Source organism: Archangium lipolyticum, assembly GCF_024623785.1.
GTDB classification, from domain to species: domain Bacteria; phylum Myxococcota; class Myxococcia; order Myxococcales; family Myxococcaceae; genus Archangium; species Archangium lipolyticum.
This window is the reverse complement of sequence record NZ_JANKBZ010000002.1, coordinates 535593-549058: the sequence shown is the minus strand read 5'-3', so window position 1 is coordinate 549058 and position 13466 is coordinate 535593. Positions and strand designations below refer to the sequence as shown.

Sequence of the window (13466 nt, the reverse complement as noted above, 5' to 3'; positions counted from 1 at the left end):
GGGGTCTGGGCCGGTTCAACCCCGTGTCCGAGGGGAGTCATCTACATGCATCGATTGTTGAAACTCACTGGCGCCCTGGCGCTGGTGCTGGGAACCACCGCCTGTCCGGGAATCTTCGGAGGGGATGACGAAGAAGGGGAGCCACTGCTCCAGGTAAGCGCCAGGCCCACCCGCATCGATGACAAGGGACAGGTCGCCACCCTCACCGTCAGCGCAACCGACGCCAAGGAAGAGCCGGGCACGGGCAGCGTGGAACTGACGGCCGCCGCCGGCCTGCTGGGCGATGGCCAGACCACCGTCACGCTGACGCTCGACGAGACCGGCACCGCCACCACCACCTTCAAGTGTGACAAGGCCCTGGACTCCAACTGCAAGGGCGCCGTGAGCATCGAGGGCAAGTGGAGCGGCACTACCGCCAAGACGACGGTGACGGTGGGCAGCACCGTCGTGACGCCGGACGCTGGCACCGGTGACGCCGGCACCGGTGACGCCGGCACGGATGGCGGCTTCGACGGCGGAGTCACCACGGTGTTCAGCATCGACATCGCGTTCAGCAAGCCCGTCGTCGTGGCCAACACCGGAGACCAGACCACCGTCACCGTCACGGCCATCCGCAACTCGACCAGCGCCCCGGTGGCGGACGGCACGCCCATCACCTTCACCAGCGACAAGGGCTCGTTCCAGCCGACTCCCGGCGTGAAGAGCATCACCGTCAACACGACCTCGGGTGGCAAGGCCAGCGCGCCGCTCTACGTGGCCAACGACACGCCCGGCCAGGCGCGCATCACCGCCACCGTGGAGAACGAGACCAAGGCGGCGCAGTACTCCTTCCTGAGCGTCTCCTCCGTCACCTACGTGCCGACCACCGCCACCAAGGCGCTGCTGGGCCTGGAGTCGTCCGGACGTGAGACCACCACGCCCATCACCTTCAAGGTGCTCAACGCGAACGCCCAGCCCGTCCCGGGTATCGACGTGAGCTTCGAGGTGTCGGGCGCCGCCGGTGCGAGCGTCACCCCGTCGGGCACCACGGACGCCCAGGGCCAGGTGTCCACCACCCTGCGCTCGGGCAACACGGTGGGCGTGGCCATCGTCCGGGCCGTGGTCACCGCCACCCGCAGCTCCACCCCGAGCGTGGACGCCAACCACACCGGTACCCCCATCGTCGGTGGCAAGCCCTCGGATCGTGGCCTCACGGTGGACTGCGTCCGCAAGAACCTGGGCGCGCTCCATGCCACGCCCCCGCCGCGCAAGGGCATCAACACCAACTGCACGGCCAAGCTGGTGGACCGCTTCGGCAACCCCGTGGGCCTGGCCACGCCGGTGCAGTGGTACCCCGAGGCGGGCTCCATCAGCAGCCCCGTCAACTCCAAGCCCCAGGCGGGCAGCACGCCCGCCGCCGGCACCGGCGAGGCCGTCACCGTCTTCAACACCGATGGCGCCTTCCCGCCCTACCCCGTCACGCCCCTCACGGGCGAGAAGTACGACGGCAGCGCGACCAACCCGAACGATCCCAATCCCCGCGACATGGCGGTGACCGTCATCGCCGTGGTGGCCGGCGAGGAGGAGTTCGCCGACGGCTCCGGTACCACGACCGTGAAGAACGGCCGGTGGGATCCGGGCGAGTGGTTCGTGGACCTCGGCGAGCCGCTGGTGGACCGCAACGACAACGGCGTGTGGGACCCGGGCGAGGACTTCATCGACACCGAGCGCATCGACTGCGCCGATCCGAGCAAGCCCGCGACCCGCAACGGCAGTTGGGACGGCCCCAACGGCTGCTGGGATGGCAACACGCAGATCTGGCGCGCCATCCACCTCGTCTACACCGGGCCCCTGGCGAGCAACCACCTGGTGTTCAAGCCCTACTCCGACAACTACTTCGTGCCGGTGGAAGGCCAGATCGAAGTGGACTTCATCTGGGGTGACGCCTACTACAACCGGATGTCGACCGACGGCGCGAACTTCTCCGTCGTGAAGGTGTCCGGCAGCCGGGGTAGCGCCGAGCTCGCCAGCGCTGGCGGCGTCGGTGCCTTCGACTACGGCGGGTTCAACATCGACTACAACACGCGCGTGGCGACGACCCAGGCGGACGGCAGCCTGCAGATTGGCGGGACGTGTGACACGGGCGCGGCCATGCCGGGGCCGGTGCCGAGCACCCCTCCGGTGAAGGTCCGCTGCGTCCGGACGGTCGACTACAACTTCAACGGCGTCGCCAACGGCAACTACGGCACCATCCGCATGAAGGGCGGCACCGCGCCCGCCAAGCCGACCCCGGGCACCGTCGAGCTCCGGGCCACCCACAGCTTCTCGGCCTCGCCGGCCGCGGCCCTCCAGGCGACCTTCGAGTAGTCGTCTCCGGGTTGTTGGCCAGAGGCCACCGCGCCAGTACGGGCGGTGGCCTCTTCATTCGCGCTACGGCTTGGCGGACTTGGGCACCTTCTCCCAGTCGGCCAGGAACTTCTTGATGCCGATGTCGGTGAGCGGGTGCTGGGCCAGCTGGGCGATGACGCTGTAGGGCAGCGTGGCCACGTCCGCGCCCATGCGCGCCGCCTGCAGCACGTGCACCGGGTTGCGCACGCTCGCCACCAGCACCTGCGTGGTGAAGTCGTAGTTCTGGTAGATTTCAATGATGTGGGCGATGAGCTCCATCCCGTCCTGGGAGATGTCGTCCAGGCGGCCCACGAACGGCGAGATGTAGGTGGCCCCCGCCTTGGCGGCCAGCAGCGCCTGGTTGGCGGAGAAGCACAGCGTCACGTTGGTGCGGATGCCCTCGGCGGTGAGCGCCTTGACGGCCTTGAGGCCCTCCACGCCCATGGGAATCTTCACCACCACGTTGTCATGAATCTTGGCGAGCCCCTTGCCCTCCTTGATGAGCTCGGGCGCGTCGGCGGAGACGCACTCGGCGCTCACGGGTCCATCCACGATGGAGCAGATCTCCCGGATGGTCTCCTCCAGGCCCCGGCCCACCTTGGCCAGCAGCGACGGGTTGGTGGTGACTCCATCCAGCACGCCCATCGCATGGGCCTTGCGGATCTCCTCGACGTCGGCGGTGTCGATGAAGAACTTCATCTCGTCCCCTCTCCAGGTTCAGGTCTGCCCTGTTAGGTTGTAAGGCGGAAACCCACGGGTGCAGGCGAGACGCTCCCGTCTGCCCGCCGGGCGAGGAGGCGCGTAGCCGATGCCCTCCGGTGCGTCAAGCTGGCAGGCCCGCCCGGCCCGGGAGTACAAGGGCCCCACCACCATGGCCCGAGCCTCCCGAAGCACCGCCCGGAAGCCCCGCCTCCGCGCCCTCCCCGGTCCAGCCACCCCCTCCCCCGCGCCCTCCCGCGACGAGCGCGAGGCCACCCTCGCCTACGCGCGCAGCGTGCTCGAGGCCGAGGCCCAGGCCATCCTCGGGCTGATGGGGCGGTTGGGTGACTCCTTCCTGCGCGCGCTCGAGCTGGTGCGCGACTGTCCGGGCCAGACGGTGGTGACGGGCATCGGCAAGGCGGGCCTCATCGGCCAGAAGCTGTCCGCCACGCTGGCCTCCACCGGTGTCCGCTCCGTCTTCCTCCACCCCACCGAGGCCGTGCACGGAGACCTGGGCCGCGTGGGCCGCGGGGACGTCATCCTCGCGCTCTCCAACAGCGGCGCCACCGAGGAGCTGGTTCGGCTGCTGCCCTCCTTCAAGCGGCTGGGCGCCCCCGTCATCGCCCTCACCGGCGACGCGGAGAGTCCCCTGGCCCGCGGCGCGGACGTGGTGCTGGACATCGGCCGCATCGAGGAGGCCTGCCCCATGGGCATGGTCCCCACCGCCTCCACCGCCGCCCTGCACGCCATCGGTGACGCGCTCGCCATGGCCGTGATGCGCGCCCGGCCCTTCTCCTCCAACGAGTACGCCCTGCTCCACCCCGGCGGGAAGATCGGCCGCTCCGTCATGCGCGTCTTCGAGCTGATGCGCTCCGGCTCCGCCAACCCCATCGTCCGCGACTCCGCGAAGCTCTCCGAGGCCGTGGTGGTGATGACCAACACCCCCGGCCGACCGGGTGCGACCAACGTCGTCGACCGCCAGGGCCGCCTCGTGGGCATCTTCACGGATGGGGATTTGCGCCGGCTCGTCGAGCGCGGGGAGACGAACTTCGAGCGCCCCATCCGCGAGGTGATGGGCAAGCGGCCACGGTGCGTGGGCCCAGAGGTTCTGGTGCTCGAGGCCACCAGGCTCATGCGCGAGTTCCGCGTGGACCAGCTCCCCGTCGTGGACGCCGAGGGCAAGGCCGTGGGCCTGCTCGACGTCCAGGATCTGCTCGCCGCACGGTACTTCTAGGCGGGGCTCGCGGAGGTCAACACGGGGGTCAATACCCTCACCCCAGCCCTCTCCCAGAGGGAGAGGGGGCATACACGGTTACTGGCTCAGCTTGGCCTGCAGGGATACCTGCGCCGCGTAGCCCGGCGCCGAGGCCGCCAGCTTCGACCAGAGCGCCTTCGCTCCCTTCAGGTCTCCCTTCGCCTTCAGCGTCTCTCCCAGCTTGTCCACCGCCGCCGGATCCGACTCCACCGCCACTCCCCACACCCGGTCCGCCGTGGGCTTGCCCAGGCCGATCAGCGTCCACGCCAGGCCCGCCTTCACCCGCCCGTCCGGACGCAGCGGCATCACCTGCCGGTAGGACTGTAGCGCCTCGTCGAAGCGGCCCTTCGCCAGCAGCTCCTCGCCCTGCGCCACCGTCTGGTCCAGCTGCGCCTCGAGCTCCGGCGTGCGCTCCACGTCCTGCATCGCCTGCATCGTCTCTTGCGAGATCGTCGGCGCCGACGCTCCGGCCGTCCCACCCGCCATCGGGCCACCCGCACCCGCCATCGGCCCCTGCCCCATCATCGGCTTCGGCGACAGGTCGAGCTTGGACACCCGGATGCGCCGATCCTCGGTGCGCGAGGCCAGCATCTTCTTCATGCCGCCCGCCTTCACCGCGTCATCCGCCAGGCGGCTCAGCTTGCGCGCCAGTGCCGAGCGCGTCGAGTCCGGGTGCGCCGCGAGGAAGGCCTCGAAGCCATCGCGCGCGGACTGCAGCGCCTTCACGTCCTCGCCCCGCGTCTCGTACAGCAGCGCCGAGCGCCCGAAGAGCGCGTCCGCGAACGAGGGCGACACCTCCAGCACCCGCTCGTACACCTTCAGCGCGCCCTCGGCGTCCCCGGAGAGGAACAGCGCGTTGCCGCGCATCGACTCCACCTCGAGCACCGGCTGCAGCGCCGCGCGCGCGCAGGCCACCGCACCCGCGGTGTCACCCTTCTTCGCACGCTCCGCCGCCGTGGCCCCCATCTGCTCCACCGGCGTCTCCACCGAGAAGCCACAGTTGGCCTCCTCCGCGGATGGCACCGCTCCCTTGCCCAGCTTCTTGCGCTGCGCCAGGAAGAGCTCGCGCGTGGCCTTCGCCTTCTCCTCCGCCTGGAGGAAATAGGAGACGGCATCCGAGGGCCGCCCGTTCGTGTAGTAGAGCTTGCCGAGCGACGAGGCGATCTCGAACGTCTTCTCCCGCTCGCGCAGGCCCTGCATGCCATCGAGCTGCTGGAGCAGCTCCTCGGCGGTGGGCGGCGCACGGCCCGTCATCGGCGGGTGCCCGTCCATCACCGCGCCCGAGGAGGCGGGGGGCTGTGCGTCCGAGCCGAGGGTCGGATGCCCGGCGGGCAGGTTGGTGGGCTCGGCGGTGAGGAGGGCCGCGGCGGCCAGGGCCAGGGAGAGGGTCATGACTCGATCACGGGAGAAAGGGTTTCGGGCCACTGGGTGGCCGGGCACCGTTGTACGTCCTGCGGCGCCAGCTGGGCGAGCAGCTCCACCACCGACATACCCAGCACCGGGTGCTCGGCCTCGGGGGCGAGCTCGGCCAGGGGCTCCAGGGCGAAGCGGCGCTTGTGCAATTCCAGGTGCGGCACCTGCAGGTTGGGATCCGCCACGACCTCACCCTCCCACAGGAGGATGTCCAGGTCGATGGGGCGCGGACCCCAGCGTGGACCGTCCAGACGGCGGCCCATGTCCTTTTCGATCTGCTTCAGGATGCAGAGCAGCCGCTGGGGAGGCAGCCCGCACTCCAGCGCCACCACGGCGTTGAGGTAGCGAGGCTGGGGAGGCCCCACCGGGGCGCTCTCGAAAAGGGAGGAGCAGCGCAGGACGGCCACTGCATCGATTCGGGACAGCGCCTCCAGGGCGGAGACGAGTTGGGCTTCGCGGTCTCCCTGATTGGAGCCCAGCCCTACGTAGACAGTGGCGCTCAAGGCTCCATCTCAACAGGATTGGCCAGGGTCCCGATTCCCTCCAACTCCACTTCCACCGTATCCCCAGCGGCCAACCGGCCCACGCCCGAGGGAGTCCCCGTGCTCACCAGGTCGCCCGGCAGGAGGGTCATGATGTGGGAGATGAAGGACACCAGCCGGGCGGGGCCGAAGATCATGTCCGAGGTACGGCTGTCCTGCTTCACCTGCCCGTTGACGCGGCAGAGGATGCGCAGGTCCGCCGGGGACAGGCCGGTGACGGCCCAGGGGCCCGCGCAGGCGAAGGTGTCGTAGCTCTTGGCGCGGGTGTGCTGCACCTCGCGGCGCTGGATGTCGCGCGCCGTCACGTCGTTGATGCAGGTGAGACCCCAGATGGCCCGGGCGGCGGTGGCCTCGTCGGCGTTCTTCAGCCGCTCGCCGATGAGCAGCCCCAGCTCCGCCTCGTAGTGCACCTCCTGGCTCGCCTTGGGAATCCGGATGGGCGAGCGGTGCGCGTTGAGCGCCGTGGAGGGCTTCATGAAGATGAGGGGCTCGGGAGGGACGGGCTTGCCCATCTCCTCCGCGTGCTTGCGGTAGTTCTGCCCGATGCACACCACCTTGGAGGCCTCGGAGGGCACCAGCAGCGACACCGCGCCCAGCGCCACGCGCCGGCCCGTGTCCTCCCCTCCGGCCCACGGCGCGCCGGAGAGCACCACCACCTCTTCACCCTCGATGCGGCCGTACTGCGCACGGCCCTCATGCTGGAAACGGCAATAACGCGTCGTCATGGCGTCCTCTGGAAGCCGAGCACGTCGGCCATGTCGTAGAGCCCCGGCGCCCGGCCCGTCACCCAGCGCGCCGCCCTCAGCGCCCCGAGTCCGAACTGGTCCCTGCTCGTGGCCCGGTGGGTGAGCTCGATGCGCTCGCCCTCACCGAAGAAGTACACGGTGTGCTCGCCCACGACGTCCCCGCCGCGCAGCGTCTGCACACCGATCTCCTGCTTCGGACGCGCGCCAATCTGCCCATGCCGGGCGAAGGTCAGGTCCTCCTGCCCGCGTCCCAGCGCCGAGGCGAGCACCTCGGCCAGCTTCAACGCCGTGCCCGAGGGCGCGTCCTTCTTCATCCGGTGGTGGGCCTCGAGCACGTCCACGTCGTAGCCGTCACCCAGCACCCGGGCGAGCTCGGCGGCCATGCGGATGACCACGTTCACACCCACGGAGGTGTTGGGGGCGAGCACCACGGGAATGGACTTCGCGCTGGCGGCCACCTCGGCGCGGGACTCGGGGGTGAAGCCCGTGGAGCCGATGACCATGGCCACACCGCGCTCGGCGCACTGGCGCGCATGGGCCACGCTGGCCTCCGCGCTGGTGAAGTCGATGACCACCTGGGCTCGCGATGCGTCGAGCACACGGCCGAGGTCATCGCCCACGGAGACACCAAGCGTCCCCAGGCGCGCGGCCTGACCCACGTCCTGTCCCACGGAGGCGGAGCCCTTGCGCGAGGTGGCGCCGGCCAGCTCGAGGTCCTTGGAGTCGCGAACGAGGCGCAGCAGGGTGCTACCCATGCGGCCAGAGACTCCGGTAATGACGGTGCGGATCATGGTGACCTCGAGACCCTCACCCTAGCCCTCTCCCAGGGGGAGAGGGGACCTGCACGGTGAGGAACCAGGTTAGACCCTCTCCCTCTGGGAGAGGGACGGGGTGAGGGTATGGCGTCCCCCGGGTTCAACCCTGGAGCAACCCCAGCTTGCGCAGCTCGGCCTCCAGCTTCTTCGCGTTGGGCTCGGTCATGGGAACCAGGGGCAGGCGCAGCTCCGGCCCGAAGAGCCCCAGCTTGTGCAGGGCCCACTTCACGGGGATGGGGCTGCTCTCGATGAACAGCAGCTTGTGCAGCTCGTTCATCCGCACCTGGAGCTCCTGGGCGCGGGCGAGCTGTCCGGCGCGAGCGGCGGCCACCAGGTCCGCCATCATCCGCGGAGCCACGTTGGAGGACACCGAGATGACGCCCTTGCCGCCGCAGGCGATGAAGGGCAGCACGGTGAAGTCATCACCGGACAGGAGCGTCAGGCGCTCGCCGCACTTCTCCACCAGGTCCACGGTGCGAGCCATGTTCCCCGTGGCTTCCTTGATGGCCACCACCTCGGGAAGGTCGCACAGCCGCAGGGCCGTCTCGGGCAGCAGGTCCACGCCGGTACGGCCCGGCACGTTGTAGGCGATGATGGGGAAGCCCGGGTGCGCCTTCGCGATGGCCTTGAAGTGCTCCACCATGCCCGCCTGGGTGGGCTTGTTGTAGTAGGGCGTGACGATGAGCGTGCCGTCCGCGCCGGCCTCGCGGACGCGCTTCACACCTTCGATGGCCTCCGCGGTGCTGTTGGAGCCCGCGCCGCCCACCACCTGCACCCGGCCCGCCGCCTCCTCCACCACCACGCGGATGGCGCGGAAGCGCTCCTCGGGGGTCATCGTCACGGCCTCACCGGTCGTGCCCATGGGAATGAGCACGCTCGTTCCCCCGGCGATCTGCTGACGCACGAGCGCCCGGTAGGAGGCCTCGTCGAGCGCGCCCTCCCGGAACGGGGTGGCCAGCGCGGTCATCGAGCCTTCGAAGGTCTTCATGGTGCGGCTTATATGTTCAGGGCCGCTCGCCGCGCCAGAGATCCTCGACGCTCTCCCGCTCGCGCACCACCCGCCAGGCGTCCCCGTCCACCAGCACCTCGGCCGGGCGGGGGCGCGAGTTGTAGGTAGAAGCCATGCTCATGCCATAAGCACCGGCGCTCATGAGCGCGTACAGCTCGCCCTGCTTGGGGAGCACCACCTTGCGCTGGCGGGCCAGCACGTCGGTGGACTCGCACACCGGTCCCACCACGTCCACCTCGACCTCCTGGCCGCGCCGTTGGACGAGCGGCTGGAGGCCATGGTGGGCGTCGTAGAGGGCGGGGCGCATGAGATCGTTCATGCCCGCGTCCACCACCACGAAGTGACGGGCCGGTGTCTTCTTGCGGAAGAGCACGCGGGTGACGAGCAGTCCGGCGTTGCCCACGACCACCCGGCCCGGCTCGAAGATGAGCGTGGCGCCCGTGCCGCCCACGGCCGACAGGGCGGCGCGCGCGTACTCCTCGGGAGAGGGCGGCGTCTCGGACGTGTAGGTGATGCCCAGGCCTCCGCCGATGTCCAGGTAGCGCAGCGCGTGCCCCTTGGCCTTCAGCTCCTGGTAGAGCCCGGCCACCTTGGACAGCGCGGCCTTGAAGGGCGCGGTGCGGGTAATCTGGGAGCCGATGTGGCAGTCCACCCCCACCGCCTCCAGGCCCTTCATCTTCTTGGCCCGGGTGTAGAGGGCCATGGCCTCCTCGAAGGGGACGCCGAACTTGGATGTCTTCAGGCCGGTGGAGATGTGGCGGTGCGTGCCCGCGTCCACGTTGGGGTTGACGCGGATGGCGAAGGGCGCGCGCTTGCCCTTGGAGCGGGCCACCGCGTCGAGCAGCTCCAGCTCCTCGGGGCTCTCCACGTTGAAGAAGAGGATGCCGGCATCGAGGGCCTGGGCCATCTCGTCCGCCGTCTTGCCCACGCCGGCGAACACCACCTTGCCGGCATTGCCGCCGGCCGCCTTCACGCGGGCCAGCTCACCGCCGGAGACGATGTCGAAACCACTGCCCTCCTCGGCCAGCAGCTTGAGCACCGCCAGCGTGGAGTTGGCCTTCACCGCGTAGCACACCAGGTGCGGGTGCGAGCCGAAGGCCTCCGTCACCACGCGGAAGTGCCTGCGCAGCGTGGCGGTGGAGTAGACGTAGACGGGGGTGCCCACCGCGTCGGCGATGGCGGGCAGGGGCACGTCCTCGGCGTGGAGGACGCGCTTGCGATAGGTGAAGTGATTCACGGAGTCCCGGCGTCGGGTGGAGGAATCGACGAAGGCAGCGGATCCCGCTGCGTGCCCTGAGGCTGCGTGCCGCCAGCGGGCGCGGGCGGCGGCGAGCCGGTGGGCGGAGGCGGCGGCGCGGGCGGACGGGGCGGCCCCTTGATACCGCAGGCCGCCACTCCCAACACCAGACCGAGCAGCGCGATGAGAGCGCGAGAGCTCACCCTGGCACCTTCCTAGAAACGGATGCCCAGCGTGCCACGGATGGACTGGGCCGTCGCCAGATCCGGGGCCTGCGCCGCGGTATTCGTGTCCGTGACCTGCTTCAGGCCGGCGAGCGGGAAGAGCACGGACCAGTCGATGCGGGCGACGAAACCATCCTCCGTCTCGTAGCGGGCACCCAGGTTCGTCTCGATGCCCAGCATGCGATCCGAGAAGGAGGGCGTGGACTCGGGGTAGATGGCCTGCGAGTAGATGGCGCTGCCGAAGACGTCGAAGCCCTGCGTCAGCGTGTAGCGCACCGTGGGCTTGGCGTAGAAGGCATCGGTGACGGTGCCGATGAGCTGGCGCCAGAGGATGTTGTCCACGTTGTAGGCGCGGTTGAACCGGAAGTTGCGGATGGCGTTGTCGAGGCAGCCGCCCACGCCACAGTTGAACTGCGGGCCATCGAGGTCACCCGCCCGGGTGAACGGGGTGTCCGCACGCTGCGGCCGGGGCCGGCCCGGGTAGGCGCCGAAGCCCGGCGCGCGGTCACCCGAGGCGAAGCCCAGCTCCAGCTGGATGTTGAGCTGGCCGTTGAGCAGCCGGTACTCGCCCACCGCCGCGCCGCCGAAGTTCACCACGTCCAGCGACTGGTTCAGGTTGGGGTTGTTCTGATCACCCGGCGACCGGGCCCGGTTGCCGATGCTGCCCAGGTAGGCGGCGAACTCCAGCTCCACGCGGAACTTGCGCTCCTCGTAGCGCAGCCACACGTCCGGGATGTAGAGGTTGGCGTTGCGCTGCACCAGCCCCCCACCCTGGTTCACCGTGCCGTCCGGGTTGACCGCCGGGTCGGAGTAGAGCCCCGTGGTCTCGTAGCGCTGCTGGCGCCAGCTGAAGTGCAGGCCGTAGTTGAAGACGCCCTGGTTGTTCTCCAGCTTGGCCTTCATCTGCTGCGGGGTGTCGCGGCGCGCCACGGCCAGCACCAGGCTGTGGCTGTCGTCCGCGTTGGTGAGGTCCACCGGCTGGCCGCTCTGGCCATTGGGCTGGGCGACGGTGCCCTCCTCGTTGAACTCCAGCATGGGCGTCACGTAGAAGCCGTCGAAGGGCTCCGTGACGAACATGACGCGGTCCACCTGGTCCCCGAAGTCGCACTCCAGGCAATTGCCGTCGTTGCGCAGGATGCCCAGGCCCCAGTGCGCGTTCATGCGGCCGAAGCGCAGCAGACCCACCGGCGTGGACACCTCGCCGTAGGCCTCGCGCACCCGCAGCGCACCGCGCAGGGCGTTGAGACCCGCCTCGGGGGAGATCTGCCCGTCATTGAAGATGTCGAAGAGCTGGAAGTTGTCGTTGGGGAAGCCGAGCGACGGCGTCGAGCCCAGCACGAGGTTGTCCAGCACGTCCAGTTGGGCCTTGATCCGCACCTCCTCGGAGATGTTGAAGGTGGGCTCCAGCCGCAGGCGCATGTCGGCGCCAGACTGGGTCTTCTCGGTGGCGCGGGGCGAGGCGGCCCACGGCGAGCGCTCCCCCGTCTGACCCAGGTTGAACTGGTAGAAGAGGCTGGGGCGCAGCCGGTAGTAGCCGTCGAGCGAGAAGACCTCCAGCTTGCGCTTCTCCTCCACCCACTCCTCCTGCCAGTCACTGGCGAGCGACTGGGTGGCCAGCTGGGCGCGGATCTCCTCGCGCATCTCCTGCTTGGCGGCCTCCAGGCGCTTGTCCACCTCCTGACGGATACGCTCCTCGGTGGAGTCGGCGGCGGCCTCCTGGGTGGCGGGAGTGGCGTTCTCCTGGGAGGGGGCCGGCGTGCCGGACGGAGGCGGCTCCGGCGTCTGCGCGGTGGCCGTAGCGGAGGCGACGAGAAGCGCCGCCAGCAGGGCGTTGGACGACATAGGGGATTCTTCTCCGGTGCCGCGCGAGTGCGGCGGGTGCAAAGGGCGGGCGAGTCAAGCGGACCCGGCCGGGGGTGTCAACGACGGCGAGCGGCTGTCTTCCGCCGTCCGTCCGGGGGTTTACGGGGAGGGTGTAGCGGTTGGCACTGGGGACAGCAATGGGTGGTGCGGCCACCTTGGGTGAAGGATTCCACCGTCGCCCCACAACGGGAGCAAGGCGTTCCGGAGCGACCGTAGACGAGGAAACGGTTCTCCGCGCCGTCCTCCAGGTACGCGGGCTCGTCGCCCTGCTGCTCCTCGAGGCCGAAGGCGATGGAGGCGTGGATGGCATCGGCCAGCCGGGCCCACTCGGCGGGGGTGAGGGAGGCGGGCGCGCGCGCGGGGTGCAGCCCGGCGCGGTAGAGCGCCTCGGCGGCGTGGATGTTGCCCAGCCCCGTCACCCGCCCCTGGTCCATCAGGGCCACCTTGAGCGCCTGCCGCGAGGTGCCCAGGGCCTCCTGGAGCTGTTCGGCGGTGAGCCCCTCGGCGAGCGGATCCCTCCCCAGTTCCTTCACGGCATCCAGCTCGCGCAGGCGCGAGGCGGGACACGGCTCCATGCGGCCGAAGAGGCGTGAGTCCGCGAAGTGGATGACCTCGCCGGAGTCCAGGTGGAAGCGGGCGCGGCTGTAGGGGACGGGGACGCCCTCGGGACGTCGGAGGAAGCGGCCCGTCATGCCCAGGTGGGCCAGCAGCCCCCGGCCTCCCTCGAAGGTGAAGAGGAGGTACTTGCCACGCCGCTCCAGGGACTCCAGACGCCCCTGGAGGGAAGCGAAGTCCTGCCGGCGCGCCCCACGGAAGACGCGGGTGTCGTCCGCCTCGGCCCGCACCACGCGGCGCCCGTCCAGCCAGCGGACGAGGTTGCGCCGGGCGATTTCGACTTCGGGAAGCTCGGGCATGGCGAGCGCGCCATAGCACCCTCTAGCTGGCCTGCCCAGAAAGCTCGAAACCGAGAGCCTCGAGCGCCTGACGTGCATCCTCGCGGAGCCTGTCCACGCCCGCCGCATCGTCCCAATCCAGGGACGGCAGCACGTCCCGCATCCGGGTGAGTGCCTCCAGGGCCCTGGTGGGATTCGGGAACGCGCCCGGCTGGGGACCTTTCAATGTGCGCTCGACCATCTCCATGCAGTCGATGACGGACTCCAGGTAGCCATCCCGCAGCGGTGCATCTCCCTTGGAGCGGCGCGATTCCTCCATCGGATGGCCGAGCGCGAGGTGACCCAGGTCATTGAGCGCATTCGCCAGGCGGGCGGCTTGTTCGGCGGCAGACGGAGTCATCTC

13 protein-coding genes are annotated in these 13466 nt (G+C 69.9%); 2 read left to right on the top strand and 11 right to left on the bottom strand.

The genetic code is table 11. The features are described 5' to 3' along the window. The first annotated feature begins 45 nt into the window (after nucleotides 1–45). Complete coding sequence (locus NR810_RS05920) at nucleotides 46–2346, top strand: Ig-like domain-containing protein (RefSeq protein ID WP_257448812.1); 2301 nt, start codon at nucleotides 46–48, stop codon at nucleotides 2344–2346. Nucleotides 2347–2409: 63 nt separating this feature from the next. On the opposite strand, the gene fsa is transcribed toward NR810_RS05920, so the two are convergent. After that, nucleotides 2410–3066 carry a fructose-6-phosphate aldolase gene (gene fsa / locus NR810_RS05915; protein WP_257448810.1) on the bottom strand — a complete coding sequence of 219 codons (657 nt, stop codon included), beginning with the start codon at nucleotides 3064–3066 and terminating at the stop codon, nucleotides 2410–2412. Between the two features lie 172 nt (nucleotides 3067–3238). Between fsa and NR810_RS05910 the strand changes: the two genes are divergently transcribed. Next, on the top strand, nucleotides 3239–4300 hold the full coding sequence (locus tag NR810_RS05910) for a KpsF/GutQ family sugar-phosphate isomerase (protein WP_257449312.1): 1062 nt from the start codon (nucleotides 3239–3241) through the stop codon (nucleotides 4298–4300). Between the two features lie 78 nt (nucleotides 4301–4378). Here NR810_RS05910 and NR810_RS05905 read toward each other — a convergent pair whose 3' ends face one another. The 10 genes from NR810_RS05905 to NR810_RS05860 all read right to left on the bottom strand — a co-directional run bounded on the left by NR810_RS05905 (nucleotide 4379) and on the right by NR810_RS05860 (nucleotide 13463). Further along, a complete protein-coding gene (locus NR810_RS05905) occupies nucleotides 4379–5713 on the bottom strand; it encodes a tetratricopeptide repeat protein (RefSeq protein ID WP_257448808.1) in 1335 nt (444 codons plus the stop codon). Next, nucleotides 5710–6237, bottom strand: a complete 528-nt coding sequence (folK, locus tag NR810_RS05900) for a 2-amino-4-hydroxy-6-hydroxymethyldihydropteridine diphosphokinase (protein WP_257448806.1) — start codon at nucleotides 6235–6237, stop codon at nucleotides 5710–5712. Before folK ends, NR810_RS05905 begins: the two co-directional genes overlap by 4 nt. Then, nucleotides 6234–7001, bottom strand: a complete 768-nt coding sequence (locus NR810_RS05895) for a fumarylacetoacetate hydrolase family protein (RefSeq protein ID WP_257448805.1) — start codon at nucleotides 6999–7001, stop codon at nucleotides 6234–6236. The genes folK and NR810_RS05895 overlap by 4 nt, the downstream gene beginning before the upstream one ends. After that, a complete protein-coding gene (gene dapB, locus NR810_RS05890; protein ID WP_257448802.1) occupies nucleotides 6998–7813 on the bottom strand; it encodes a 4-hydroxy-tetrahydrodipicolinate reductase in 816 nt (271 codons plus the stop codon). The genes NR810_RS05895 and dapB overlap by 4 nt, the downstream gene beginning before the upstream one ends. 124 nt (nucleotides 7814–7937) lie before the next feature. After that, the gene (gene dapA / locus NR810_RS05885) at nucleotides 7938–8825 is read right to left on the bottom strand and encodes a 4-hydroxy-tetrahydrodipicolinate synthase (RefSeq protein WP_257448800.1); all 888 of its coding nucleotides are present in this window, start codon (nucleotides 8823–8825) and stop codon (nucleotides 7938–7940) included. A 16-nt stretch (nucleotides 8826–8841) separates the two neighbouring features. Beyond that, nucleotides 8842–10083 (bottom strand): diaminopimelate decarboxylase, encoded by a 1242-nt coding sequence (gene lysA, locus NR810_RS05880; protein ID WP_257448798.1) that lies wholly within the window; start codon nucleotides 10081–10083, stop codon nucleotides 8842–8844. Beyond that, complete coding sequence (lptM, locus tag NR810_RS05875) at nucleotides 10080–10286, bottom strand: LPS translocon maturation chaperone LptM (RefSeq protein WP_257448796.1); 207 nt, start codon at nucleotides 10284–10286, stop codon at nucleotides 10080–10082. Before lptM ends, lysA begins: the two co-directional genes overlap by 4 nt. A gap of 12 nt (nucleotides 10287–10298) precedes the next feature. Beyond that, a complete protein-coding gene (locus tag NR810_RS05870) occupies nucleotides 10299–12149 on the bottom strand; it encodes a TIGR04551 family protein (RefSeq protein ID WP_257448794.1) in 1851 nt (616 codons plus the stop codon). Between the two features lie 77 nt (nucleotides 12150–12226). Beyond that, nucleotides 12227–13084: a bifunctional DNA-formamidopyrimidine glycosylase/DNA-(apurinic or apyrimidinic site) lyase gene (mutM, locus tag NR810_RS05865; RefSeq protein WP_257448792.1), complete on the bottom strand. Its 858-nt coding sequence runs from the start codon at nucleotides 13082–13084 to the stop codon at nucleotides 12227–12229. A 22-nt stretch (nucleotides 13085–13106) separates the two neighbouring features. After that, nucleotides 13107–13463: a hypothetical protein gene (locus tag NR810_RS05860; RefSeq protein WP_257448790.1), complete on the bottom strand. Its 357-nt coding sequence runs from the start codon at nucleotides 13461–13463 to the stop codon at nucleotides 13107–13109. Nucleotides 13464–13466: the final 3 nt, after the last annotated feature.